This is a genomic window from Streptomyces sp. NPDC059443, from assembly GCF_042750105.1.
Taxonomy (GTDB): Bacteria; Actinomycetota; Actinomycetes; order Streptomycetales; family Streptomycetaceae; genus Streptomyces.
Genome location: NZ_JBHYVM010000034.1, coordinates 1 through 26,182 on the forward strand (window position 1 = coordinate 1; position 26,182 = coordinate 26,182).

Sequence of the window (26,182 nt, forward strand, 5' to 3'; positions counted from 1 at the left end):
GGCCGGAAGCCCGAGTACGTCCAGTACGAGCGCTTCCGGCCGGCGCGCCGAGAGCACGCACCGGACGCCGCTCCTTGAGGGGCAAACGCTGCCTGACGCGGCACTAGCCAAGCGCTTCCGTCGCACGCACGTCCGACAAGTCCCACCAGCGGCAACGGGTTTCGGTCGTGGGGGTCTCGGGAGCGGCGGCAGCGGTCCTACCATCGGCGCATGGTGGTCTCCTGGCCCTTCCACGGGCGCGCCGCGGAGTTGGACCGGGTGCGCCGCGCGCTGACCGGGCGTGGCGCGGAGGGCCGTGAGGCCCCGGGACGTGGCGGGGCGGATCGTGGCGCGGAGGGCCGTGGCGTTGCGGGGGCCGTGGTGGGCGGTCCGCGCGGGGTGTTGCTGGTCGGGGCCGCCGGGGCCGGGAAGTCCTGGCTCATCGACGAAGTGCGGCGCACCCTGCCCGCGCCGCCGCCCGTACTGCTCGTCGCCGAGGGATCGGAGGCCGCCCGGAGCACACCGCTCGGCGCCCTCGCCCCGCTGCTGCCGCAGCGGATGGCCCCCGACGGCAACCGGTGGCGCTGGGCGGCGGACGCCCTGGCCGGGGCGGTGATCTGCGTGGACGACGCCCACCTGCTCGACCCGATGTCCGCCGCGCTGCTCCAACGCCTCGTACGCGACGGCGAGGTGCGGCTGCTCGCCGCCGTCCGCGCCGGGGCCGGAGCTCCGGACGGGCTGCGCCGGCTCACCGAGGACCGGCTGCTGGACCGGCTCGAACTGCCGTCCTTCACCCCCGCCGAAACGGCCGCCCTGCTCGCGGCGGCGCTCGGCGCGGTGACCGACCGAACGGCCGCCCGGTTGCACGAGCGGTCCCAGGGAAACCCGTTGCTGTTACGGGAGTTGGTGCTCGGAGCCGTGGACCGCGGCGAGCTGCGCCTGGAGGACGGGCAGTGGGGGGCACCCCCCGGGCTGCTCCCCGGCCCGCCCTCCGCCCGCATGGCGGACCTGGTGGAGAGCCGCATCGGCGGCTACGGCCAGGCCCGGCCCGAACTGCGCGAGGTGCTCGAAATCGTGGCCTTCGGACAGCCGTTGGAAATCTCGCTGCTGCTCGGCATGGCCGACCCGGCGGCCGTGGAGGAGGCCGAGGCCCGCGGACTGCTCGCCGTCGCCGACGAAGGGCGGCGCACGTACGTCCGTACGGCCCACCCCCTGTACGCCGAAGTGGCCGCCGCGCGCTGCCCCCGCGTACGGAGCCGGCGCCACCACCGGGCCCTGGTACGGGCGGTGGAGGCGGCCGGAGCCCGGCGCGCCGGGGACACGCTGCGGATCGCCGAGTGGCGGCTGGCCGGCGGGATGACCGAGGACCCGGCGCCGCTGCTGGCCGGAGCCCGGGACGCCTGGGCGGACTACGACACGGCCGCCGCCATACGGCTGGCCGCGGCGGCCCGCGACTCCGGCGGCGGCACGGAAGCGGTGCTGCTCCTCGCGGAGGCGCTGAGCTGGGCGGAACGCTACGAAGAGGCCGAACGGGTGCTCCGGGAATGCGCAGGGTCGCCGATGAACGACCTGCACCGCACCCGGCACGCCGTGCTGCGCGCCCACGGGCTCAGCTGGGGGTTGCGAAGCTTCGCGGCGGCCGAACAGGTGCTCCGCGAGGCCGAGTCGGAGGTCACCGACCCGGCGCTGCGCTGGGAGGCCGGCGCCCGGCGCGTGGCGCTGGTCGGTGCCCAGGGGGACTACGGTGCCGCGCTGGAACTGGCCGCCGGACTCTTCGTGGAAGGCGCGGGGGGCCAGGAGACCCGGCGGACCGGGGTGCTGCTGACGACGACGGCCGTGGCGCACGCCTACACCGGCCGGCCCGAGGAGGCCCGGCGCGAGGTCCTGCGGGCCGGGGAACTCCTGGGCCGGGAACCGGCGGAGGTGCTGGGGCTGCGGCTGGCGGAGTTCGCCGCCGAGTTCTGGGCGGGCCGCCTCGACGGCGCCGACCGGGCCGCCGACGGCTTCGCGGAACTGCTGCTGCGGCGCGGGGACTGGCCGGTGGCGGAGCGCTCCGTGGACGCCCTGTACGGGGCGGTACTGCTCTGGCGGGGCCGGCCCGGGCCCGCGCTGACCCGGTTCCGGGCGGGCATCGCGGCCCGGGGCTCCGGCTACTACGACACCTCCCACCTCGGCGGCGCGGCCCATGCGGCGGCGCTCGCCGGTGACGTGGCCCGGGCCGAGACGTACCTCGCGGCCGCCGACCGGGGAGCGGCCGCCGCGCCCGTGGTCTTCGACCGCTGGACGGAGCTCGCCCGGCCGTGGGTGGCGGCCGCCGGGGGCCGGGTGACACGGGCCGTCGAACTGGCCCGGGACGTCGCCGAAGGGGCACGGGCCGCCGGGCTCCCGGGCTTCGAACTCCTCGCCCTGCACGACGCGGCCCGGCTCGGCGGAGTGGCCGGGGCGCGGGGCGTCGCCGACCGGCTGCGGGAGGTGGCCTCGGGGCACGAGGGCGAACTGGCGGCGGCGTGCGCGGCGCACGTGGCGGCCCTCGCCGGCCGCTCCGGGCCCGGACTGTGGGAGGCGGCCGCGGAGTTCGAACGCCTCGGCTACGGGCTCTTCGCGGCGGAGGCGGCGGCGGGTGCGGCGGGGGTGGCGGTGGGCGGAGCCGCGGCGCGGGCGGCGGCGGCCCGGGCGCATGCGCTGGCCGCGCGGTGTACGGGGCTCTCGGCGGCGGCCGTGCCGGCGCTGGCGGGTCTGGCCGCGCCGGCGCTGACTCCCCGCGAGCGGGAGATCGCGGCGCTGGCCGCGCGGGGGCTGGCCTCGCGGGCGATCGCGGGGCGGCTGAGCCTGTCGCCCCGGACCGTGGACAACCACCTGACCAGCATCTACGCGAAGCTGGGGATTCCGGGGCGGACGGAGCTGGCGGCGGTGCTTGCGCCGTAGCCGCCGCAGCCGCAGCCCGGGGGTCGGGGCCCGGGGCTGTGGCCGCTTGCGGGCCGGGGTGGGCCGCTGCGCGGGGCCGTCCCCTACCCGCCCTTCCACCGTTCCCCGGGGCGCTGCCCCGGACCCCGCGCCTCAAACGCCGGCGAGGCTGAAGGGGTCACTCCAAAGTTCCGCTCAGGAGGGCCGAGGACGAGCAGGTCGTCGGGGTCGGGGTCGCCGGGGGGTGGCCGATGGTGCGGCAGGACAGGGTGATCGTGATCTCCTGCTTCGGGCCCGCCAGGAGGGCCGAGGCCCAGTGGAAGTCCTGTTCGCGGAAGTTCTCCAACGCCGGTGCCAGCAGCGGCTTTCCGCCCACCGAGAAGGTCACCGTGCCCGCGTCGCCCTGGGCGTTCTCCAGGACCAGGTCGGTCAGCCGCAGCACCTTGCCGTCCGGGACGGTGTACGTCGCCGACTTGCTCGCGCCCGTCCCGGCCTCGGCGGTGAGCCGGGTCGAGAACAGGTTCGCCTGGGCCTGGGGGGCCGGGCCCGTCCCCGGGGAGGCGCCCGCCGACGGGCCCGTGGACGGTTTCCCGGAGCCCCCGGCCCCGCCGCCGCCCGCCGCCGCCCGGTCCGCCGCGTCCTTGGCCTCGGCCGCCTTCGACTCCGCCGCCTGCACCGGGCCCTTGACCGCTTCCTTCGCCGCGCTGCGCACCGCCGGGCGCAGCAGGGTGAACCAGATGACCGCCAGCGCCGCGAGCAGCGCCACCACCGCGAGCAGGGCCCGCAGGGCCGTCGCCGACAGGATCGGGCGGTGCAGCAGGGTGCCGTCCAGGACCGCCGGAGCGACGCCGTCCTCGGCGGGCGCGGCCGTCACCTGGAACGGGTGCGGGGTGGGCATGCCGCGCCACATCCGGCGCCGCGCGCGCACGGGGACCCGTACGAACGCGGCCTGGCCGGGACCGACCACCGTAGCGGTGGACGGGAGGGTGAAGCGCAGCGCGTCCGACTGGTCCTTCGCGGAGAGGGAGATGGTCAGGGGGTGGTTTCCCCGGTTGTCGAACGCGAGCTGGAAGCGGGCCCCCGTACGGCCCTGGCTCAGCCTCGGGTTCAACTCGGCGCCGAAGTCCGCGTAGGCCCCGATGTCCAGGACGCCTTCCGGCACGGTGGTGTGCTCCGGCTGTTCCTGGGGTCGCACGCGGACGGCGTAGGCCAGTTCGCCCGGCGGGATCGTGGAGTCCCGGGGCGGGCGGACCACCAGGTGGACGGTGCCGGCCGTGTCCGGGTAGAGGGACAGCGTGGGCGGTTCGACCACCGTCCAGTCCGCGGCCGGTCCCACTACTTCGAAACCGTAGGCCTCGACGATGTTGCCGCTGTTGCGCAGCTCCAGCGGGATCCGGATCTCGTCCCCGGGCATGACGGCGGCCGGAGAGGCGTCCAGATGAGCGGAAGTGGTCATGAGGGGACGGTAGGGAGCGGGGCGAAGGCGGGTCCGCACCCGTACGGACACATCCGGGGGCAAGCCGTGTTGCCCGTTGAGTCCGTGTGGAGTGCTTGCTGACTGCGCGGGTGTTCACTGGGTGTACGCGCGGGCAGGTGGGGCTGCCGCGGTGAGCTGGGGGTGTGCGTCATGCGCTATCAAGGGGAGAGCGGGGCCGAACGGATCCCGGTACGGCTGACGGCCCAGGACCCGATCTCGCGGGCCGGCCTCGCCGGGCAGTTGCGCAACTGCCCCGAGGTGCGGCTGCTGGGGGACGACGAACCGTACGAGGCCTACGGGGCTTCGTGCGTGGCCGTGGTCGCCGCCGACCGGGTGGGGGAGAGCGAGACACAGACGCTGCGGCGGGCCCAGCGGGGCGGGCCGGACGGCATCGGCGGGCCCAGCGGAGGGCTCGGCGGCGCGGGCGCGGCGGCGGGCGCGGGCTCCGTCGGGGAGGCGCGGATCGTGCTCGTGGTCACGGAGATCGACGACGCCGGGCTGGTGGCCGCCGTGGAATGCGGGGTCGTCGGGGTGGTGCGGCGCTCCGAGGCCTCGGGGGAGCGGCTGGTCCAGGTGATCACGGCGGCCTCACGGGGTGAGGGCAGCGTGCCGGCGGACCTGCTGGGGCGGCTGCTGGACCAGGTCGGCCGATTGCAGCGGCAGGTGCTCGACCCGCGCGGACTGGCCTTCACGGGGCTCGCGCCCCGGGAGGTGGACGTGCTGCGGCTGGTCGCCGAGGGTAGCGACACGGCGGAGATCGCCCGCACGCTGGCCTTCTCGGAGCGGACGGTGAAGAACATCCTGCACGACGTGACGACCCGGCTGCAGCTGCGCAACCGCTCGCACGCCGTGGCCTACGCGATGCGTCAAGGGTTCATCTGAGGCCCGGGACAAGACCGGCCAAGGCCGGGCGAGGCCGGGCGGGTCCGGGCGAGGGGCCCTGAATGCCCGTTAGGGCACCGGGAGTTACCCGCAACGGTGCCCCGCCCTGGGCTACGGGCGGGGCACCCAGCGCGCCACGGTTGCGGTGAGGAGGGCCATCCGGATGCCGTCGCCCGCCCTGGGGTGCGCGGGGGACGGGGGACACGTCGGGGGGACGCAGGTGCGACGAGCAGGGCGACGAGGTGGCTTCGGGTTCGGGCGGTCCATGGTGCTGGTGGCGGTCCTGGGGCTGATGGGGGTCGTGCCCCCGGTGGCGCCGGCCCGCGCCCCGGCCGCGCCCGTGGCGGCGCCCGCGGACGCCCCGGACCCCGGGCGGCTCGCGTACGTCGGCGACGGCCCGCACCACACCGTCAACACGGTCGGAGCGAGGGGCGAGTTGACTCCGCTGCTCCCCGCCGGAACCGCGGGCAACGACTGCCAGCCCGCCGCGCGCGGCGACGACCTCGTATGGGTCAGCGACCGCAGCGGCCTGGGCGAGGGGATCCATCGGCGCACCGGCAACGGGCCCGTCACCCAGGTCCTTTGGCGCCAGGGCTGGCGGATCGCCGACCCGGTGCTCTCCCCGGACCGGCAGTGGATCGCGTTCGTCTCCTGGGAGAACGACCCCGGCGACGGCAGCTCCGCCACCCGCTACCGCTGCGACGACCGCGGCGGCCGGAGCGAGTACCCGATCGGCGTCTGGGTGGTGCGCACCGACGGCAGCGGCCTGCGCCAGGTGGCCGAGGACGCGGACTGGCCGGACTGGTCGCCCGACTCCACCGAACTGGTCTACGCGCACGGCGGCGAGGCCCTGCGCCGGCCGCTGGCCGGAGGGCCGGCGGTCCGCGTCTCGCCCACGGGCGACGACGCGCAGGTGCCCGTATGGGAACCCGGACCCGGCGGCAGGAACCGCATCGCGTACCTCTCCAAGGACGCCAACGGCGGCTTCGACCTCGAAGCGGTCCCGGCCGACGGGCGAGGCCAGAGCGCGCCCGAGATCCTGGCCCACGGGGAGCGCGGCGAGGGCGGCCGGCTGGACCTGGCCTGGCGGCCCGACGGGGGATCGCTGCTCATGCTGCTCGGGGAGCCGTACTCCGTGGACCCCGCCAAGCCCTGCGCGGGATGTCCGGGCACCCCGCTCTTCGACTCCGGCACGGTGGTGCCCCTCGAAGCGCACAACGTCGGCTGGTACACCCCCGCCGGGGCCGGCGCCCGGCCCCAGCCGCTGCTGGCGGGCGAGGACTGGGAGTCGGCCGACATCGAGCGACAGCAGGCCGCCGTGCCCGTGGACCGCGTCCAACTGCGGGCCGCGCAGGGCTCGGAGTACGACTTCGAAGACCCGGCGTACGCTCCCGACGCGCGCCGGATGGCCTTCGTACGGGTCCTCGGCTCGAACGAGCTGGCGGCGGCACGGTTCGTCCGGCCGACGGAGATCATGATCGGGGAACCGGACGCGCTCGCGGGCGCGGAGCAGCTGAAGTACCGGGGGATGAACGCGGGCGAGACGCAGACCCGGCCCTCCTGGTCCCCGGACGGCACCCGGCTCGCCTTCGCCCGGCGGCCCGTTCCCACCGGGGCCAACCCCAATCCGCGCACCGAGATCGCGGTCGTCGACGTCTCCTCCGCCAAGCCGGCGGACTGGAAGCTGGTGGCGACCGTGCCCCGGCGCGCGGAGAGCGGATACGACTGCACCTCGGACGACCTGGAGCCGAGCTGGTCGCCGGACGGGACGCGGCTGGCCTTCTCGCGCTGGAGCCGCTGCCTCCAGAGGCAGCGGCCGCACGTCGCGCCGTCCGTAGCGCCGCCCGTCGCGGGAGGTGGCGGGGGCACCTCGGACGGCGTCGCCGCACCGTTCGACGAGGGCGCGCCCAGCGGGTACCCCGACCGGCACGTCTGGACCGCCAAGGCGGCCGACGGATCGGCCCCGTTCGACGTGACCGGCGCGCAGTGCGGGGCCGACTGCCCGGTGATCGACGGCCGGCCCGTCTACGATCCCCGGGGCGGCGGGCTGGCGTTCGTCCGGCGCAACCACTACGTCAACAACACCCTCAACAGGGGCGACCCCGCGCGGACGGCCGCCGCGAAGACAGTGGCGCAGCCCGCCGCCGCGAGGCCCGCCGCCGTCGCCAGCGGGGACCCGGACCCCGAGACGCGCACGGTGGTGCTGGCCTCCCCGGACGGCACCCAGTGCCGGGGGCTCGTGCCCCGCCAGGCCTCCTGCCCGACGAAGGCGCCCGCCCCGCCCGCGAACGCGACGTACCACGAGCCCGACAACCCGGCCTGGTCCCCGGGCGGCGGCCGCCTCGCCATGGACGTGCTGCGGATGTCCACCTCCGGCAGGTACGACCGCCGCCTCCTGGTCGTCGACCCCGCCAACGACGGCGGCGCCGACGACTACGCGGAAATGTTCCCGGGCACCACGGGCGCCAGCCAGCGCCAGCCCACCTGGGAGCCGAGCGCCGACCTCTCCGTCCGGTTCACCGGCGGTGACACCACCGTGCTCCTCGGCGACACCGCCGAGCTGGTGCTGGAGCTGCACAACCGGGGCATCGCCCCCGCGCCCGGCACCAAGGTGCGCATCACCCTGCCGCCGGGGCTGGAGCCGGCCGGGCCCGTCGAGCCCTCGGGCGGCAGCTGCACCGCTCAACTCGTCTGCGATCTGGGGAGGTTGGCATCGGACGACCGGGGCAAGGCCACGATCCGCGTGCCGGTCAAGGGAACCGCGCTCGGCGCGCACGAGGCCCGTGCCACCGTGGAGAGCGAGCTGCCCGACCGCCGGCCGGCGGACAACCAGGCGGCGGCCGTGGTCACCGTGGTCGTGCCCGACCTCGCCGTCACGGCCACCGCGGTCCCGCCCGTACTGAAGATCAACGAGCGGACGAAGGTGGAGTTCACGGTCCGCAACGCCGGCACCGCGACCGCCGAGGACGTCCGCCTGAAGATGACCCTCCCGCCCGGACTGGCCCTGGTCACCGGCACCGCGTGCCCGGCCGACGGCTGCGCGCTCGGCACGCTGAAACCGGGCGAGGAGAAGAAGTCCACCTGGGAGTACACCTCCCCTGAAGGGCTCTCCGGAACCGTCGAGGGCGCCGCCTCCACCACCACCCGGCGCGGCGAGGACGGCAACCCCGACAACGACCGTGCCGCCGTCGACCTGACCTTCGTGGACCCGCGCCGCCCCGACGCCGCCGTCACCGTCACGGCCACCCCCGGCCACCTCACGACCGCCGAGCAGTCCACGGTCGTGTACAAGGTCACCAACCTCGGCGACGCGCCCGCCAAGGCGGTCCTGCTGACCCCGGTGCTGCCGGCCGGCATGACCGTGGTCTCCGCCACCCCCGCCTGCCCGCCCGCCGGGTGCGCGCTCGGTGATCTGGCCCCCGGAGCCACGGCCACGGTGACCCGCGTGGTCTCCTCGGCGACCCCCCTGAGCGGCAACGCCACCGGGACGGTCGTCACGGCCGGAGCGGACAGCAACCCCACCAACAACACCGCCTCGGCGCCGATCGTCGTCGAGGCCGCCCCGCCGCCCATCCCCACCCGCTACGCCGACCCGGCCGTCTCGGTGACCGCCACCCCGCGCACCGCCTACACGGGCGGCCGGGTCACTGCCGAGGTGACGCTCTCCAACCTCGGAGCCCGCCCGGCCACCGGGCTGACCCTCGCCCTCACCGTGCCGCCGGGGCTGGGCGTGAGCTCCGTGTCCCGGCCGGGGTGCGTGGGCACGGGCGGCTGCCCGGTCGAGGACCTGGCTCCGGGCGCGCGGCTGACCGTACGGCTGGAGCTGGCGGCGGGGCAGGCGCTGACCGGAGCGATCACGGCCACCGTGACCACCACGGGTACCGACGCCCAGCCCGCCAACGACACCGGATCGGCGCAAGTGACCGTACGGCAGCCCGTGCTGGAGCTCACTCCGGCCCTCGGGCCGCCCGGCTCGGTGACCCAGGCGCACGGGAGCGACTTCCCGCCCGGCGTGACCGTGTCCCTGCGCTGGGACCGGGGAGTGACGGTCGACTCCGCGCCCGTGGTGGTGGGGGTCGACGGCAGCTTCACGGCGCCCGTGCTGATCCTCGTACAAGACACCCTGGGCGAGCGGAAGTTGACCGCCGCGCACGCGGACGTGACCCCGCCGCTGTTCACCGAGGTGTCGGCGCCGTTCCTGGTGGTGCCCGGAGTCCTCCAGCCCGACAACTTCCAGTGGCGCAGGTGATCCGGGGGTGATCCGGGGGTGATCCACGAGGTGGACGACGCGCTGCGCGAACTCGTCCGGGCCGAGGCGCTCGGCGGCGGCGCGGGCGTGGACGTGGTCTTCGACGCGCCGACCCGCGACTGGGCGGCCCGGCGCAACGCACCGACCGTCAACCTGTACCTGTACGACATCCGCGAGGACCTCGGCCTGCGCTCGCGCGGTCGGCGCAACGTGTACGACGAACAGGGCAGGGTGGTGGCGCGCACCCTGCCGCCCCGGTACTTCAAACTGTCGTACCTGATCAGCGCCTGGACCCAGCGGCCCGAGGACGAACACCGGCTGCTGTCCTCGCTGTTGGGATGCTTCCTGCGGTACTCGGCGCTGCCGGCCGACCGGCTCGGGACGGAACTGGGCCTGACCGGACTGCCCGTGCCGGTGTCGATCGCCCTGCCGCCGCCCGAGAACAAGGCGTTCACGGACGTGTGGAGCGCACTGGGAGGGGAGTTGAAGCCCTCCCTCGACGTGGTGGTCAGCGCCCCGGTGGTGGCGGCCCCCTCGTACCCGGCCGGACCCCCGGTGGAGGACGGCCTGGCGCTGGACCTGTCGGACGTGTCGGACGTGTCGGACGGGTCCGGGGGGTCGGGGGAGTCCTCGGAGGCACGGCGGGGAGTGCGGCCGGGCCCTGCCGCCGGTCTGCCGCGTCAGCGGCCCGCCCGCCCCCGCCCCGCCCCCCGACCTCACCGTCCGGGCGAGGGCTGATGGACCACCTCCTCGCCCGCCTCGCCGTGGTAGAGGCCCGGGTACGCGCCGCCGTGGAGGCGCGGCGCGGGAGCGACCCGGACGCCGACGACCCGTTCCGCGGGCTGTACCTGTCCGACGACGCGGTCCGCCGGATCCTAGACTCGCCCGACCAGGTGCCCTGGCCCGAGCCTGCCGCCCCGGTCCCACCGGGCGACGGAACCTCCCGACTGGAGTGCCTCGCGAGGGACTTCGGACTCCATCCGCTGGACGTGGAGCTGCTGCTGATCGCCCTCGCGCCCGACCTCGACCGGCGCTTCGAGCAGCTCTACGGCTACCTCAACGACGACGTCACGCGCCGCCGCCCGTCCGCCGGGCTCGCGCTCGGCCTGTGCGGGGTACCGGCCGCTTCGGCGCCCGCCCGGGCCCGGCTGTCGGCCGACGGGCCGCTGTCCGTACGGGGCCTCCTGCTCGTGGAGGAACGCGAACGCCCCTTCCTCGGGCGGTCGTTGCGGGTACCGGACCGGGTGGCCGCGCATCTGCTCGGCGATGACGCGGTGGCCCCGGAGCTCGTGGACCTGCTGCACCCGGTGTCGGCGCGGGGCGATACCGGACTGCCCTCACAGCCCCTGGCGGCGGCGCTGCGCTCGGGCATCTCGCCGGTCTACCTGCGCGAGCCCGCGGGCGGGGCCGCCGCCGAGCTGGCCGCCGAGGCGCTGGCCGGCGCCGGGCGCGGAGCCCTCGTACTCGACCTGGACCGCCTGGCCCGGCACGCCGACCCGGCTCCGCTGGTCCGGTCCGCCGGCCGGGAAGCTGCCATGGCCGGTGCCGGGCTGATCGCTGCCCCGGTGGAGGCGCTGGACCGGCACACCGAACTGCTGCGCGCACTGGCCGCGTTGCCCGTACCCGTGCTGCTGGCCGGGCAGGCGGGCTGGGACCCCGCGTGGTCGGACCGGACCCCGCTGCTGGTGGAAGCCGGGCGGCTGGGGGCGGCCGCGCGGACCGCCCTGTGGACTTCGGTGCTCGGCGCCGCACCCGGCGCCGCCGTGTCCGCCTTCGTGCTCAGCCCGAGCCAGATGCGCCGGGCGGCCGCCACCGCCCGGCAGCAGACGGCGCTGGCGGGTGGCGGCGTACCGGGGGAGGGCGTACCGGGCGAGGCGGAACTGCTGCACGGCGTACGGGCCCAGAACACCTCCGGGCTCGAACGCCTCGCCCGTCGGATCCAGCCGGGCGTGGGCTGGTCGGATCTGGTGCTCCCGCCCGCCGTGCTGGGGCAGTTGGGGGAGCTGGCGGCGCGTGCCCGGCACCGGGACCTGGTGCTCGGCGACTGGGCGATGCGGCCCGGCGGCGGGCGCGGGCGGGGGGTCATGGCGCTGTTCGCGGGGGACTCGGGGACGGGGAAGACCATGTCGGCCGAGGTCATCGCGGGCGAACTGGGCCTGGACCTCTACACCGTGGACCTCGCCACCGTGGTCGACAAGTACGTGGGCGAGACCGAGAAGAACCTCGAACGGATCTTCACGGAGGCGGCGGGCGTCAACGGCGTACTGCTCTTCGACGAGGCCGACGCGGTCTTCGGCAAGCGCTCCGAGGTCAAGGACGCGCACGACCGGTACGCGAACGTGGAGAGCGCCTACCTGCTCCAGCGCATGGAGACCTTCGACGGCCTGGCGATCCTCGCCACCAACCTGCGGGCCAACCTCGACGAGGCCTTCACCCGGCGCCTCGACCTGGTGGTGGACTTCCCGCTCCCCGACGCGGAGCAGCGGCTCGCGCTGTGGGACCGCTGCCTGGGTCCGCGGCTGCCCCGGGGCGACGATCTCGATCTGCCGTTCTGCGCCCGGTCGTTCGAGCTTGCGGGCGGTGACATCCGGTCGGCCGCGGTCACGGCGGCCTACCTGGCGGCGGACGCGGGCCGGCCGGTACTGATGGCCGATCTGGTCGCGGCGGTGGTCCGCGAGTACCGCAAGCTCGGACGGCTGTGCCTGGAGAGCGAGTTCGGACCGTACCTGCGGCTGGCGTGGTGAACGGCTGCCCGAAGGGGCAGGCCGGACGAGGAGGACGAGGAGGCCGAGGGCATGCAGGGACAGGGACAGGGGCAGGAGTACGAGCACGAGCAGGAATCCGGGGCCGGGGCCGCGCGGCGGCCCGAGGAGGGCCGGGAACCGGACCTGCCGGACGCGATGCTGCTGCGGGCGGCCGCGGACGGGCGGCCGGACGTGATGGGGCCGGGCGGACTGGTCCGGCTCCAGCAGACGGTCGGCAACAGCGGAGCGACGGCGGCCGTCCAGCGGTCGGCGGCGCATCCGGCGCACCCGGTGCACGAGGTGGTCGGCTCCGGCGGCGGCCGGGCACTGGACCCGGAGGTGCGCACGGACATGGAGTCCCGGCTGGGCCACGACTTCGGGGACGTACGGGTCCACACGGACGCGGCCGCCCACGAGTCGGCGGCGGCGGTGGACGCGCACGCCTACACGGTCGGCTCGGACGTGGTCTTCCAACGGGGCGCGTACGACCCGGAGTCGGCCCGGGGCCGCCAGACGCTGGCGCACGAGCTGACGCACGTGGTGCAGCAGCGGTCGGGCCCGGTGGACGGCACGGACACGGGAGACGGCGTACGTGTCAGCGACCCCGGCGACCGCTTCGAACGGGAAGCGGTCGCCACCGCCGCCGAGGCGATGGCGGCTCCGGCGCCCGCGGTCCAGCGCGCCCAGGAGGAAGACCCCGAAGCGGCGGAAGAGGAACCGGCTTAGGCCGTCCCTTCCGGATCTCGCCGTGCGGCAAGACCCGGAGGAGACGGCCTGGAAAGCGGCCCGGAAGGACGGCCCGGGCCGCCCCTTCACCGGACTACGGGGGGGTCCGGTGAAGGGGTGACCCAGGGCGGGGTCACCAGAGGACGGGCATCCGCTCCGGGATGCGCTTCATGAACCCGGTGCGCCAGACAAGCTGCTCGATCGGCACGGCCAGGTCCAGGCCGGGCAGCCGGTCGAGGAGCACCTCGATGGCGATCTGCGCGTGCCGCTTGCCCAGCGCGGTGGCGGGGCAGTAGTGGCCGCCGCCGCCGAACGACAGGTGCGCGTTCGGGTTCGGACGGTCGAGGCGCACCGTGTGCGGGTCCTCGAACTCGGCCGGGTCGTGGTTGGCGGCCTCGACCAGGACGAGGACCAGCTCGCCCTTCTGCACGGTGACGTCACCGAGCTGCATGGTCTCGGTGGCGATGCGCGGCAGCCCGTCGGCGATCGACAGGTTGATGCGCAGCAGCTCGTCCACGGCCGCCGGGATGAGGGACGGGTCCGCGATCAGCTCCGCCTTCAGCTCCGGGTGCTGGATCAGGGAGACGAGCGCCATGGTGAGGAACCCCATGACACTGATGACGCCCGCACCGAACATCGTGACGCCGACGGTGGCCAGCATCTCGTCCGTCAGGTGGTCGTAGTCGGAGTCCCCGCGCAGCGCGGCGAGTTCACCCATGAGCCCGGTGGTCTCCGGGTCGTTGAGACGGGCCACGATGTGGTCCATGTCGCGGTCCCAGTTGATGCCCGCGGCCGGGATGCTCTTCGCGCTGTTCATGAAGGCGACGTGCAGCGACTTGTACAGGGCCGGCCCGTCGGACTGCGGGATGCCCAGGATCTGGCAGTGCAGCCCGGTGGAGTACGGGACGGTGAAGTCGCTGCGCAGGTCGGCCGGGACTCCGGTCGCGACGATCTGGTCGACGAGCTCGTTCGCGTGGCGGACGAGCCACTCCTCCAGCCCGGGGGCCTTCGGGTTGAGGGCCTTCATGACGGCCTTGCGCAGGCCGGCTCCGGTGATGTTCCCCATGTTGTTGACCACCTCGGGGGGGATGGTCAACGCGTACTGGCGGGGAGCACCCTCGGCGGAGGTGTCCTTGAGGGAGAAGCGGGCGTCGTCCAGCACCTGACGGCACAGGGCGTACGAGGACACCAGCCAGGCTTCCGCCCCGGCTATGGTGCGGACCTTCTTGACCGGCTCGTTGGCGAGCAGGTGCGCGATCTCGTCGGGCAGCCGCGTGCCGTTGGCATCGAAGGGAAAGCTCGTGAGCTCCTCGGCCGCGGCCGGGCTGGTCGGGTCGATGGTGGTGGTCATGCGGGGCTGTCCTGTTCTTCGGCGGGGGTGATGACCGCGTGGCCCTGGTTGCGTGAGGCGCGCAGGCCCCAGCCGCGTGCGTACAGCAGCTCTGCCAGCGGCAGGGCTTGGTGATAGCAGTTGAGCGAGGAGTTGACGCCGAGGATGGCCGGCGTGTCCAGGAACAGCGGCACCTCGGCGCACACGTACTTGATGCACACCTCGCGCTGGAGTTCCGTGGGCGGCTGGCCGTTCAGCTTGTCGGCGAGGAAGCGGGCCGCGAGCTGGTCGCAGACCTCGCGGAACTCCGGGTCGTCGGCCATGAAGACGTCCAGCTGGGAGCGGATCCGCTGGTATGCGGGGAGCTCCAGGAGCGCGGACATGGGGCGTCCGCGCAGCCGTTCGCCCTCGGGGTCGAGGGCGGCGACGGCGGCGGTGACCTTGGCGCGCACTCCGCGGAGGTTCTTCACCGCCTTGCGCTGCGCTTCGATCTCCGGGTAGCCGAGTGCGACGAACATCTCGGCGACGTGCATGTCGGTCCAGATGAGGTCGACCTGACGGAAGTGTTCGAGTCCCCACCGGGCGAGGTCCGTCACGCGGTCATGCGTGAAGTAGGAGTTCCCCGACGAGATACCGATGACGGCGTGGTCGCCCTCGTCGTGGATTACCTGGCAGTGAGGGGTATAGGGACGGACGGCGAAGATGCCTTTGATGGCAGTCGTCAACGTGATTGGTTCCCCCGCGCCGCTAGTCCCGGCAGGGCCTTGTGCCCTGGGTGTGGCGGCGCCGAACCAGAAGCTAGCCGAGCACACGGCCGATGCTCTAGAGCTACTGGCCGGTTACTCAGCGGATCGACTCGCGGCCATGGGGTGATATTGCCCGGTTACCCTATGAATTGGTGCGAGGGCACAGGGTTTTATCCGGCCAATCACGAAGCGGCTGTTCGACGTGAATCTGGGCTCCGTGGTGTCTGATTCCGCCCCCCTCCGGCCCTCCGCCGCAGGATGGCGGGCCGCGCTCCCGGCAGCCTGCCGGAGGGCCGCCTCCCGCCGCAAAATCCCCTGAGGCACGAGTCTGCCGAAAGGTCAACACCCTTGCACCACAAGGATTTTTGGAAGATCCGGTTCCAATATGGCCGACCCGGCGGTTCGTGCGCGCCGAGCCGCATACCCACGGGTCGGTGAACGGCGATCCGGAACCCAGACCTCTGCTGACGAGGGCTCGATCCACCCCCGACCCGCCACGGGAAACGTCTAAATCAAGCCACTGTTCGGATGATGCCCGGGAATTGCCCCCTCCGTCTCACGATCCGGCCCTCGCCCGCGCCTCATAGGCCGCCCTGGCCGCCGAGAATCGCTCCGCCCCCAGCCGTTCGCGGAGCTCTTCCAGCAAGGGTCGGACCAACTGGCGCCCCGATTCCGCGCCGAGGAGGTCGCCGACCGTGACCCAGGCCGTCGCCAACCGCCCGTACGCGCCCACGTGTTCACCCAATGTTTCCGCGACGGCCACCGCTTCGGCCACCGCCGCCAGGTAAGAGATCGGATCCGTCGCGTCCAGCGCGCCCTGCCGCGCCGTGTCGAAGCGGCGCAATGCCAGCCGCGGGTCCCCCGCCAGCAGGGCGATCCGGCCGCCCGTGATGGAGCGCGCGGCCGCCGCCGCGCCGTCGCGCGGGGCCGACGCGGTGACGGCCGACCAGACCTCCTCCGCCGTCGACGGGTCCACCCGCGCCACGGCCAGCGCCGCCCCCAGCGCGGCCGCCTCCGCCTCCTCGGCTTCACCGTGCGCCGCGAACAGCTCCCGCGCGTCCATCAGATCGGCGGCCGCCTCCGGCCACCGCTCCCCGGCCACCGCGGCCGCCGCCCGACGCTGGAGGATCCGCGCCCGGACCGGCCCGTCGACCTCCGCGTCGAGCACGGACAGCACCCCGCCGAAGCCCTCGTACGCCGCCTCGTGCGCGCCGTCCGCCAGCGACTGCTCGGCCCGCTCGGCCTCGAAGGCCCGCCGCACCGCCTCGGGCAGATCGGAGGCCGCAGCCCGCTCCAGGTTGTGCCGGGCCGCCCCGAGGTCCCCGCGCAGGCGTTGCACCGTAGCCGCCAGCAGGAGGCAGAAGCCCTCCCGCGCCGGTTCCGGGATCCGGCTCCAGACCCCGGCGGCCTCCTCCAGCGCGGCCGCCGCCGTGCCGAGATCACCCTCCTCGGTGGCGGCCGTCGCCAACTGTTCCAGGGCTTCCGCCAGTTCGGCGGCGCTCGCGCCGCCGCTGCCGTTGCCGCTGCCGCGCAGGCGGGCGACTTCCGTCCGGGCCGCCGCGCTCATCGCCGTCGTCCCGGTCATCGGCCCGTCTCCGTCATCCCCGTCATCGGCTCTTCCCCGTCATCGCCTCGTCGCCGTCGATCGCCGTCATCGTCGTCATCCGCTCTCCCGTACCGCGTATCCCTGCGCCGTCAGCCGCTCGCGGGCCGCCGCGACGGCGGATTCCCGCGCGGCCCGGTGTTCACCCGCCCACGCCCGCATCCGGGCCAGCAGGTCGTCGTGCGTGCCCTGCGTCCGCTCCTCGTCGCCCGACGCGGCCTGCCGTTCCTGCCGCGCCTGGTCCCGGGTGGCCGTCGTCTCCCCGAGCCGGGCCTGGTTGAGGTCGCGCAGGTCCGAGACCTGCTGCCGGCCCCGGTCCAGCTCGCCCGACGTCTGCGCGTTCCGTTCACCGACCCCACCGATCCGCGTCTCGTCCGCCGCCATGCCGGCCCGCTGTCCCGCCACTTGGCCCTGTGCCGCGTCCGTCTCCCTGACCCGGCCCAGCGCGGCGATGAGGCGGGCGGAGTCGGCGCTCGCACCCCGGGCGCTGTTGCCGAGGCTGCCGGGAAGGTACCCGAACAGGTGGGCCAGCCCCTGGAACGCCCGGAGGCTGCCCACCAGCGTCGCGACCGCGCCGGCCTGCTGGGCCGAGTGCCCCAGACCGTCGAGGGCCCCGGCCGCCGTCGCCTGCTGCTCCCGGTTCGTCGACTGGGTCGCCCGGGTCGCCGCGGCCTGCGCCTGCCCGCCCTCGATCAGCTGCTGTGACACCTCGCCCGCCCGGCCGAGTTGGGCGTCCTGGCTGCTCTGCGCGGCCGCCTGGCTCGCCATCCGGCCTTCCGTGCCCGCCAGTTCGGCCTGGGCCCGGCGGGTCGCCGCGATCCGCTCCCGCAGCGCGGAGAGCTCGGCGGGGGTACCGGGCGGCGCCGTGTACGCCGGGTTGACGGGGATGTCCACGGTCTCGCCGGGACGCAGCCCCGCCACGTGCGCGGCGTACGCCGGCCCGCGCCGCGAAGGCTCCGCCCCGGACCCGGCGGTTCCCGGGCCGCCCGCCCCTGCGCCGGCGGCGCCCCTGCCGGTGTCCCCCGCCTCCCGGCCCTCGCGGATCCCGACCATGCCGGGGCCCGGGGCCAGCGCGCGCGCCGTCTCGTCCACGCGGGCGCCCGCCGCGGCCCGGTCCGCGCCCAGCCGCGCCTCGGCCCCCGCGAACGCCGCCGCCCGATCGGACGGAGTGGCTCCGCTCGCACCGACCCTGGCGCGCTGCTGGAAGTCGGCGAAGTCCCGGTACCGCTGGGTGGAGGTACCGCCGTCCGGGGTGGTCGTGTGGACCTGGAGCGGCAGCGGGTTGGTGGGGTCGTACACGAACCGCGTGGAGCCGTAGCCGGTCTGGTTCCCGTCGCCGTCGTACACCGGGAAGTGCAGCTCCGAGCTCTGCCGTTGGCCCGCCGGCCCCTCCCCGTGCTGGTACTGGAGCACGCCGAAGTCCCCGCCCGCCTGCGAGGGCTGGCTGTTCAGCGAGCGCATCGCCGGATCGGCCGAGGTGGGGTGGCTGTGGTAGATCAGCTCCATCGGCCCCGGCGCGCCCGGAGGCGCCACCGAACCCGGACCGCCCTGCATGACGTGGTAGTTGCCCGCGGCGTCCCGCCACACCCCCGACTCCCGGCCCGGATCGGCGCGCACCTGCGCCTGGTACTGCGCCATCGCGGCGGCGCGGTCCTGGGTCGGCGGGATGGTCTGGGTGTGGTCCGGGTACGGGGACACGGGCGCGGAAGGGGTGTGCGGGGCCGCTCCCGGGGAGGCGGGGGCCGGAGCGGTGGCGGCGGCAGTCGCGGCGGAGCTGCCGGTGCCGGTGCCGGGAATGACGCGTCCGGTCGCGGGGTCCACCGCCGGGCCCGCGCCCGGAGCGGCGGGGCCGCCCGCGCGCAGCAGGTCGATGTTGTCCTGGTCGAGCGGGATGTTCTCCGACTGCCACGCCACCTGGTCGGCCGCGTCGAGGTGGCCGCGCGGGGTCAGCGTGCCGTCCTCCGAGCCGGTACGGGACTGCGCGACGGCCGCGTCGATCAGCCTCTCCTGGGCCCGGTGCCGGGTGTTGGTGCTCTCGTGGCCGTCCTGGTGGGTGACGGTGACCACGAGATCGGGGTCGCGGCGGCTGTGCAGCGGCTGCATCGGCTGGGTGTCCCAGTCGGCCGGCATGATGTCCGACTCGGGTGCGTGCCGGGCGGCCGCGGTGTGCCCGGCCTGCACGGTTTCCCCGGTCATCCCGGTGGCGGCACGGTGGTCGGCCGCCTGCTGGTTGGCGTAGGCGCGGGCCTCCTCCATGCTCCAGGGCGTCGCGCGGCGGGGCAGCTCGGGGCGGTCGTCGGTGAGGCGGGCCTGGACGGCGGGATCCTCGTCGAGGCTGCGGATCAGCGGGTCGAGGTCGCTGAAATCGGCGGGGTCGGCGCCGACGGGGGAGGGGGAGGCCGGGGCGGGGCGGCTCCCGGCGCCCTCCTCGGCTCGCGGAGCCGGGCCGGGGCCTGCGCCCGTGCCCGTGCCTGCCGCGGGGTCGGCGTCCACGTGGGGGGTGGCGCCTGATGTCGCGTCCGCGTCCAGGTGCGGGGTTGCTCCGGTGCCGGTGTCCGTGGTGCTGGTGCTGGTTGTTCCGGTGCTGGTTCCGGCGTCCGCGTCGAGGTGCGGGGCCGGGCCCGCGTCCGCGTCGACGGGGGGCGTCGATCCCGGTCCGGCGGGGGCCTCCGGCATCTCCACGTGGAGCCGCGGGCCGCCCGAAGAGGTCACCGACCCCGACGGGGCCCCGCCCGTGGCGCGTTCCTGGAGGCGGGTGATGCCCCGGTCGATCCGGGTGCCGCCCCGGGTGCCGGTCCACGCGCCCGCCTTCGCGGCCAGCGCCCCGGCCACCGCGCCGCCGACCTGGCTCGCCGCCGAGGAGAGCTGCTCGCCCTGGTGCTCGATCTGCGACGGGTCGCCCTGGGAGTCGAAGGCGTGCAGGGCGCGCAGCGCCGTCACCACCGGCCGGACGCCGATGTTGATGATCAGGCCGACGGCGGTCGTCGCCAGGCCCATGCCGGTCGCGACCGCCGACAGCGTCAGCGCCAGCGGGGCCAGCGTGCCGCCGGACAGCACCGCGCCCACCCACATGCCGACCGCGATGCCGCCGAGCACCCCCGCCACGACGTCCATCAGCGCCATCGCGACGTCGAGGACCTCCGCCAGGCCCTCCAGGTCGTTGGCGAGCCGCTCGTAGCCCGTCCCCGTGCCCATCCGGCCGATCGTCCGCCCCGTCGCCCCCCAGTCGCGCATGGCCAGACCCGCGAGCGCCATGACACCGCCGATGGCCGGTCCCAGGCCCGGGACCGGGGTCGCCGACAGCCCGCGCGACACCGCCAGGGTGGCCAGCCGGCGGCCCGCCACCTGCCCGACGGCCGCGCCGATCGCGCTCATCGCGAAGCCCATCACGGCGCCACCGGCCGCACCGCTCGCCGCGCCCTGACCGGCCATGTCGAGGAGATACCGCGCGCGCTCGTCGGTGCCGGCCGTGCCGAGACTCCCGAACGAGCCCGCCCAGCGCTCGTGTTCGGCCAGTTCGGTGCTGATCAGGTCGCCGTCGCCGGGGTCTGCGGCGGGTCCTCCCTCCGGCCCGCCGTCCAGCTCAGCGGCCGGCGTCCCGGTCCCCTCGGCGCCGCCCTCGGTTCCGTGCCCGGCGGCGTGGCCAGCGACGGGCGCTCCGCGCTCGGGGGCTGGGGCTGGGGCTGGGGTACCGGATCCGGGTGGGCCCTGCGGGTCCCGGGCCGGCGGGGCGTCAGGCCTGGCGGGGGCGGTGTGAGCCTCGCCGGTCGCTTCGCCCGTAGCTGCGCCCGTCGCCCGGCCGGTGGCCTCGCCCGACGGGTGGCCCGGTGCCCGGCCGGTCTCCTCGCTCTCGCCGGAGCCCGATTCCCGCTCGCTCCCGGACGCCGTATCCGCCGCCGCCGTCCCCGCCGCCGTCCCCGCCGTGGTCCTGGGAGTCGGCCTCCGCCCGGTTCCGGCCCCGGGGGCGAGCCGCTGTAGCGCCACGGCCCGGCTCACCGCGGCGTTGCCCGCGAGTCGCTGCATGCCGATGAGCCTGCCGACCGCGGCCGCGCCGGCCCTCGTACCGCCCGGGTCGCCCGTAGCGCCCGTAACGCCGTTGGCGTCGGGTTCCTCCGACGGGCCGAGGAGCGAGCCGACGGCCCGGTTGCCGGGGCCGGGCGTCTCCGGAGCGTGCCGGTCCGCCGCGCCTGCCTCCTCGGTGGCTTCGCCGCTGTCCTGCGGGCGCTTCGTACTCCGGTCCACTCGCGCAGGGTCCTCGGCCGCGGCTGCGGCGTGAAGCGTCACGGGACTGGGAGAACGCGCAGCGGGTTCTGCCCGTCCGGGCACGGCAGGGTTCCCCCGAAGGCGCACGACCGGTCATGACCTTCGAGGGGCCCCGAGCGGGAGGGTGAGATCAACCGTCGCACCCCAGGGGGAGGACCCGGATGCCGTCGTACCTGTCGCCAGGCGTCTACGTCGAAGAGGTCGAGGCCGGCTCTCGCCCGATCGAGGGTGTGGGTACCGCCGTCGCCGCCTTCGTCGGGCTGGCCGCCGCGGGACCGTACAACGCGCCCACCCTGGTGACCAATTGGAGCCAGTTCACCTCCACCTTCGGCGATTTCACGGAGGGGGCCTACCTCGCCCACTCCGTCTACGCGTACTTCCTGAACGGCGGCGGCACCTGCTACGTCGTACGGGTCGGCGGCGAAGCGGCCGACGGCGCCTCCCCGGCCGGAGCCGGAGGCGCGGGTGCGGCCGCCCCCGTCGCGGGCAAGCGGGCCAAGCCCGGAGCGCTTCCGGCGGGCGCCCGTACGGCACTCGGCGGATTCCAGATCGCCGCACTGGAGGGAACCGGCGAGGGCATCAGCGCCGAGGTCGCGGACGCGGCCGGCGAATCCCCGGCCGAGGACGCCTTCACCCTCAACATCAAGCGCGGGGACCGGACGGAGGAGACCTGGGAGGTCTCCAGCAAGCGCGGCAACCGCAATTACGTGGTCACCGTCGTACGGGACCGCTCGCGGCTGGTGACCGTCGAGGACGCCGGCCCGGCCCAGGCGCTGACCCGCCCGGAGAACCAGACGGTGGCGGTGGCCGCGGCGCCCGTACCCGTACCGGCGGTGCCCGCGACGGTCACCCCGGCCTCGTACGTCGGGAGTTCGGACGACCGGACCGGTTTCGGCGGTCTGGAGACGGTGGACGAGATCACCATGCTCGCCGTGCCGGACGTGATGAGCGCGTACGAACAGGGCGCGCTCGACATCGAGGGCGTCAAGGCCGTGCAGCTCGCGATGATCGCGCACTGCGAACTGATGGGGAACCGGGTCGCGATCATCGACCCGCTGCCCGACCTGTCGCCGCAGCGCGTCAAGGACTGGCGGATGACGGGCGCGGGATACGACTCCAAGTACGCGGCCCTGTACTACCCGTGGGTCAAGGTGGCCGACCCGTCGAGCGGACAGACCCGGTTCATCCCGCCGAGCGGGGCGATGGCCGGGGTGTGGGCGCGCAACGACGAGAGCCGCGGGGTGCACAAGGCTCCCGCGAACGAAGTCGTGCGCGGGGCGGTGGACTTGGCCGTCCACCTCACCAAGGGCGAGCAGGACCTCCTCAACCCGATCGGGGTCAACTGCCTCCGCTCCTTCGCCGGCCGGGGCATCCGGGTGTGGGGCGCGCGGACCCTGTCCTCCGACCCGGCCTGGCGCTACCTGAACGTGCGCCGCCTCTTCAACTACATCGAGGACTCCATCCTCATCGGCACCCAGTGGGTGGTCTTCGAGCCGAACGACGACGCGCTGTGGGCGCGTATCCGGCGGACCATCGCGGCGTTCCTGGTGAACGAGTGGCGGCGCGGCGCGCTCTTCGGGCTGACGCCGGACGAGGCCTTCTACGTGAAGTGCGACCGAGAGACGAATCCGGCCGAGGGGATCGACGCGGGCCAGGTGGTCTGCGAGATCGGGATCGCCCCGGTGAAGCCGGCCGAGTTCGTGATCTTCCGGCTGGCCCAGTTCTCGGGCGGCACCAGTCTCGTCAACGAGTAAGGGGTCAGCGGTATGGCACTTCCCGACATGGACACCTCGGTCGGCCACTCCTTCGGGCTGGAGATCGACGGGGTCGTCATCAAGCAGATCAACGAGGTGACGGGCCTGAAGATGGAACAGGACGTCATCGAGCTCAAACAGAACACGGCGGACGGCAAGTACGTCATCAAGAAGCTGCCGGGGCGGCCGAAGGCGGGCGAGGTCACGCTCACACGCGGTCTGACGGCCGATCAGAACTTCGAAAAGTGGATCAAGGACGCGCGGTTCGGGAAGATGGGCTCGGCCCGCAAGGGCGGCGCGATCATCGTCTTCGACTACGAGGGCCAGGCGATCAAGCGCTACACGCTGGTCAACGCGTGGCCGAAGAGCTTGGAGATCAGCTCGCTGAAGGCGGGCGACACGAGTGTCCTGACCGAGAAACTCGTCATCACGTACGAGCAGATGGACGTGGCGTGATCTGCTGATGCGACGACAGATTGCGCCGCGGGGCGCGGCGGAGGACGCCCCGGCCCCGCCGTCCGGTCCGGAACCGGCTGCCGTCGGCGCTGCCGCTGCCGCTGCCGCGCACGTGGGGGGCGGGGGCGGTTCGATGCGGACGGAGTTCGCGTTCGAGCTGCCGCGCGGCTACGTGGACGGCGCGGGCCAGGTGCACCGTACGGGCGTGATGCGGCTGGCCACGGCCCGCGACGAGCTGGTTCCACTGCGGGACGACCGGGTGCGGGAGAACCCGGCCTACCTGTCGGTGGTGCTGCTGGGGCGGGTGGTGGAGCGGATCGGTTCCGTGACGGACGTCCACGCCGGGGTCATCGAGGACCTGTTCGCCTCCGACCTGGCCTTCCTCCAGGACTTCTACCGCCGGATCAACGCCGAAGGCCACACCCGGGCGCAGGTGACGTGCCCGTCGTGTCGGACCGACTTCGCGGTGGACCTCGCGGGTGGTGGGCGCCTGGGGGAATCGTGACGTACGCGACGGACGATCTCTACGGCGAAGTCGCGTACATCGCCTACCACTTCCACTGGCCGATGGACTCCCTCCTCGACCTGGAGCACGCGGACCGGCGGCGGTACGTGGAACAGATCGCGCGGCTGAACCGGTTGGCCGGGGGGCGGTGAACGGTGGTCTTCGACGCGTTGCGCGCGCGGCTGCGGGGGCGGGGCTCCGCTTCGGCGTCGGAGCCGCCCGTGCCGGTGGTGCCTCCGGGTGGCCCTGCTGCTGGTGGCTCTGCTGTGAGTCGCCCTGCTCCGGCGTGGCCGCAACTTCCGCTCCAGCGGAGCACGTTCGGCCCGGCGCCACTGCTGACGGACCCGCTGGGCTTCGGCGCGGGCCTCGCCGCGTGGCAACACCACTCCCTGACGGGAGCCCTGGGTCACGCGGTGACACCCGAAGCCCCGTCGGGCACGATCCACCTCGCACCGGCGGCGGGCGTGGATTCGGCCCGGTCGCCGGGCGTGGATCCGGTCCGGCCATCGGCCCCGGATCCGGTCCGGTCGCCGGATCCGGCGCAGGCCCCGGTGTGGGGCCCGTCAGCGGCTACCGGCGTGCTCCCGCCCGGGGACCCGGCCCCGGGGCTGGACCGGCCCCTGGCTCCGGCACTGGGTGCGGGTGCTGCTCGGGCCGTGGGTGCGGTCGCGGATTCGCTTCTGGTCACGGACCAGGCCTGGGGTCCGGAGCCATCGCCATCGCCATCGCCATCGCCGACGCCGTCATCGGCGTCCGCTTCGCCGAGCGGGGGGCCCGTGGGCGGGGATGCCGCCCCGGGGTCGGTGTCGCCAGCCTCGGCCGTGCAGCGCAGCCGGGCGGAACAGGCGCCGGTGGTCCCGGTGTCCGCCGTCTCCGGGGCGACTTCCGAATCCCGTTCCCTCCCGGTCGTGCGGCCCCATTGGGCGCAACCCCTGACGGCGGCCCCGCCAGTGGATCTCCCTCCGCGCACTCTCCCGGCGCAGCCCCTGCCCGGCGGGGGCCCGGCGTCGGGCCTCTCGGCGGAGGCGGCCTCGGCTCGCGCGGCTTCGGCGGGGCCGGTGGATCTGCCGGTGCAGCGGCTGGAGGCTCCGGGTGCCGCCTCGGCGGAGGCGTCGGGTTCGCCCTTGGTGGCTCCGCTCTGGCCCGCTGTTCCCGTGGCCGGGGCGCCCTCGGATGCCGCTCCCGTGGTTCCCGCTCCGGAGGCGGCGCCGGCCGGCCCGGTGGATCTGCCGACGCGGGGGCGGGCGGTGCAGCGGCTGGATGCTCCGGGTGTCGCCCCGGCGGAGGCGTCGGGTTCGCCGGTGGCAGCTCCTGTGTGGCCCGTCGCGGCTTCGGCCGGGTCAGCGAAGCCGACTGTCCCCGTGGCTCGGGTGCGAGCCGAAGCTACCGGAGCCGTGCAACGGCTGGAGGGCCCTCCCGTCACCCCGGCTCCGCCACGCCCCGCCGAGCCTCCGGATCGGGCGGTGCTGCCCGGGGCGGCGGAACTCCCCGTGGCAGGAGTTCCCGTACAGCGTCCGGAGGCGCAGGAGTCGACCGGTCCCGCCGAGACTGAGCCCCAGGCTCTCACGGTGCAGCGAGCGGAGGCCTCGGACGAGCCGTTGCCGGACCGGCCCTTGGTGGGAGCGGAGCCGCTGGCTCCGATCGCCGTTCCGGCGCCACAGCCCGATGCGTCGCCGTCGCCGACGCCGACGCCGACGCCGAGGAAGCTGGGGCTGGGCGCCCCACTCGCGCCCCGCCCTACGGTTCCCCCTGCTGCCCCCGGCGCGCCCGCTGCTTCCGCTCTCCCCGCTGCCCCCGGTGCGCCGACTGCGCCCGAGCTGCTGGGTGCGCCCGAGCTGCCTGCCCGTCGAGTCGGCCTCGGGGCCCCGCTCCCCCCGGTCCAGCGGACCCGGGCCGTGCCCGAGCCGACGGAGACGGCTGCACCCGCACCGGCTGCGTTGCCCGAGCCGCCCGCAGCCGGCCTGCCGGAAGTCGTGCCTGCGGCCCCCGCCGCTCCTGAGCTGCCCGTCGTGCCGGTCGTCCCGCTCCAGCGGCTGGCCGAACCGGGCCCCGTCGCCGGGCTGCTGGGGGAACGGGGACTCCGGCTCCGCTCCGTACCTACGCCTGCCGAGGCCGCACCACCGGAGCCGCCACCGGCCGCGGTGGTCCCACTGACCTGGGTACCGTCACCCACACCCACCCCTACACCCAGGCCCGCAGCACCTACGCCCGCGCCCACGCTCCAGGCCACACCCACGCCCACGACGTGGACCGGCAACCCCACCCCCGGCCTGAACCCTGGCTCCGCCGAAGGCTCCGGCCCAGGCCTCGGCCTTGGGCCTGGCCCCGGCTCCGTCTCCGGTCCCAGTTCCGGCACAGGCACAGGCATCGGCACAGGCACGGGGGCTGGCTTCGGTACGGCGCTCGGCACCGGCGCTGGCCTCGGTACCGGCATCGGCGCGGGCTTCGGCCCCGGACTCGGCACCGGCGCGGTGTCTGGCGTCGGCAGTGGTACCGGCACGGGCTTCGGCTCCGGCCTCGGCCCAAGTTCCGCACCCGACGCCGACTTCAACTCCGGTCCCGCC

The 26,182-nt window shown here is 75.0% G+C and carries 15 protein-coding genes; 10 read left to right on the forward strand and 5 right to left on the reverse strand.

From position 1 onward, the window contains the following. Nucleotides 1-210 precede the first annotated feature (210 nt). Complete coding sequence (locus tag ACFXDJ_RS27815) at nucleotides 211-2,904, forward strand: LuxR C-terminal-related transcriptional regulator (protein ID WP_384850678.1); 2,694 nt, start codon at nucleotides 211-213, stop codon at nucleotides 2,902-2,904. A gap of 157 nt (nucleotides 2,905-3,061) precedes the next feature. On the opposite strand, the gene ACFXDJ_RS27820 is transcribed toward ACFXDJ_RS27815, so the two are convergent. After that, nucleotides 3,062-4,339: a hypothetical protein gene (locus tag ACFXDJ_RS27820; protein WP_384850681.1), complete on the reverse strand. Its 1,278-nt coding sequence runs from the start codon at nucleotides 4,337-4,339 to the stop codon at nucleotides 3,062-3,064. Between the two features lie 171 nt (nucleotides 4,340-4,510). On the opposite strand from ACFXDJ_RS27820, the gene ACFXDJ_RS27825 reads away from it, so the two are divergent. The 5 genes from ACFXDJ_RS27825 (at nucleotide 4,511) to ACFXDJ_RS27845 (ending at nucleotide 12,961) form a co-directional block, all read left to right on the forward strand. Further along, nucleotides 4,511-5,242 carry a response regulator transcription factor gene (locus tag ACFXDJ_RS27825; protein ID WP_384850684.1) on the forward strand — a complete coding sequence of 244 codons (732 nt, stop codon included), beginning with the start codon at nucleotides 4,511-4,513 and terminating at the stop codon, nucleotides 5,240-5,242. A 265-nt stretch (nucleotides 5,243-5,507) separates the two neighbouring features. Continuing rightward, nucleotides 5,508-9,491, forward strand: coding sequence for a hypothetical protein (locus ACFXDJ_RS27830; RefSeq protein WP_384661412.1), 3,984 nt, complete (start codon nucleotides 5,508-5,510; stop codon nucleotides 9,489-9,491). 18 nt (nucleotides 9,492-9,509) lie between these two features. After that, nucleotides 9,510-10,229 carry a DUF4255 domain-containing protein gene (locus ACFXDJ_RS27835; RefSeq protein ID WP_384661409.1) on the forward strand — a complete coding sequence of 240 codons (720 nt, stop codon included), beginning with the start codon at nucleotides 9,510-9,512 and terminating at the stop codon, nucleotides 10,227-10,229. Continuing rightward, on the forward strand, nucleotides 10,229-12,235 hold the full coding sequence (locus ACFXDJ_RS27840; protein WP_384661406.1) for an ATP-binding protein: 2,007 nt from the start codon (nucleotides 10,229-10,231) through the stop codon (nucleotides 12,233-12,235). The genes ACFXDJ_RS27835 and ACFXDJ_RS27840 overlap by 1 nt, the downstream gene beginning before the upstream one ends. Nucleotides 12,236-12,286: 51 nt before the next feature. After that, nucleotides 12,287-12,961: a DUF4157 domain-containing protein gene (locus tag ACFXDJ_RS27845; protein ID WP_384850686.1), complete on the forward strand. Its 675-nt coding sequence runs from the start codon at nucleotides 12,287-12,289 to the stop codon at nucleotides 12,959-12,961. A 133-nt stretch (nucleotides 12,962-13,094) separates the two neighbouring features. Here the strand turns inward: ACFXDJ_RS27845 and ACFXDJ_RS27850 are convergent, their stop codons facing one another. From ACFXDJ_RS27850 to ACFXDJ_RS27865, 4 genes are all read right to left on the reverse strand, one after another. Then, on the reverse strand, nucleotides 13,095-14,312 hold the full coding sequence (locus ACFXDJ_RS27850) for a cytochrome P450 (RefSeq protein ID WP_384654803.1): 1,218 nt from the start codon (nucleotides 14,310-14,312) through the stop codon (nucleotides 13,095-13,097). Next, nucleotides 14,309-15,016 (reverse strand): tRNA-dependent cyclodipeptide synthase, encoded by a 708-nt coding sequence (locus ACFXDJ_RS27855; protein ID WP_384654806.1) that lies wholly within the window; start codon nucleotides 15,014-15,016, stop codon nucleotides 14,309-14,311. The genes ACFXDJ_RS27850 and ACFXDJ_RS27855 overlap by 4 nt, the downstream gene beginning before the upstream one ends. A 577-nt stretch (nucleotides 15,017-15,593) precedes the next feature. Further along, the gene (locus ACFXDJ_RS27860; protein WP_384654809.1) at nucleotides 15,594-16,622 is read right to left on the reverse strand and encodes a hypothetical protein; all 1,029 of its coding nucleotides are present in this window, start codon (nucleotides 16,620-16,622) and stop codon (nucleotides 15,594-15,596) included. A 75-nt stretch (nucleotides 16,623-16,697) separates the two neighbouring features. After that, entirely contained in the window at nucleotides 16,698-20,882 is a 4,185-nt protein-coding gene (locus tag ACFXDJ_RS27865; protein ID WP_384654812.1) for a hypothetical protein, read from the reverse strand. Between the two features lie 182 nt (nucleotides 20,883-21,064). Here ACFXDJ_RS27865 and ACFXDJ_RS27870 point away from each other — a divergent pair, with 182 nt between their 5' ends. From ACFXDJ_RS27870 to ACFXDJ_RS27885, 4 genes are read left to right on the forward strand one after another with little or no spacing between them, the layout of a single operon-like run. Next, nucleotides 21,065-22,657 carry a phage tail sheath family protein gene (locus tag ACFXDJ_RS27870; protein WP_384654815.1) on the forward strand — a complete coding sequence of 531 codons (1,593 nt, stop codon included), beginning with the start codon at nucleotides 21,065-21,067 and terminating at the stop codon, nucleotides 22,655-22,657. A gap of 12 nt (nucleotides 22,658-22,669) precedes the next feature. Beyond that, complete coding sequence (locus ACFXDJ_RS27875; RefSeq protein WP_384654817.1) at nucleotides 22,670-23,113, forward strand: phage tail protein; 444 nt, start codon at nucleotides 22,670-22,672, stop codon at nucleotides 23,111-23,113. A gap of 7 nt (nucleotides 23,114-23,120) precedes the next feature. Further along, nucleotides 23,121-23,618 (forward strand): hypothetical protein, encoded by a 498-nt coding sequence (locus ACFXDJ_RS27880; RefSeq protein WP_384654819.1) that lies wholly within the window; start codon nucleotides 23,121-23,123, stop codon nucleotides 23,616-23,618. Then, nucleotides 23,615-23,770: a DUF6760 family protein gene (locus ACFXDJ_RS27885; RefSeq protein ID WP_384654822.1), complete on the forward strand. Its 156-nt coding sequence runs from the start codon at nucleotides 23,615-23,617 to the stop codon at nucleotides 23,768-23,770. The genes ACFXDJ_RS27880 and ACFXDJ_RS27885 overlap by 4 nt, the downstream gene beginning before the upstream one ends. Nucleotides 23,771-26,182 lie beyond the last annotated feature (2,412 nt).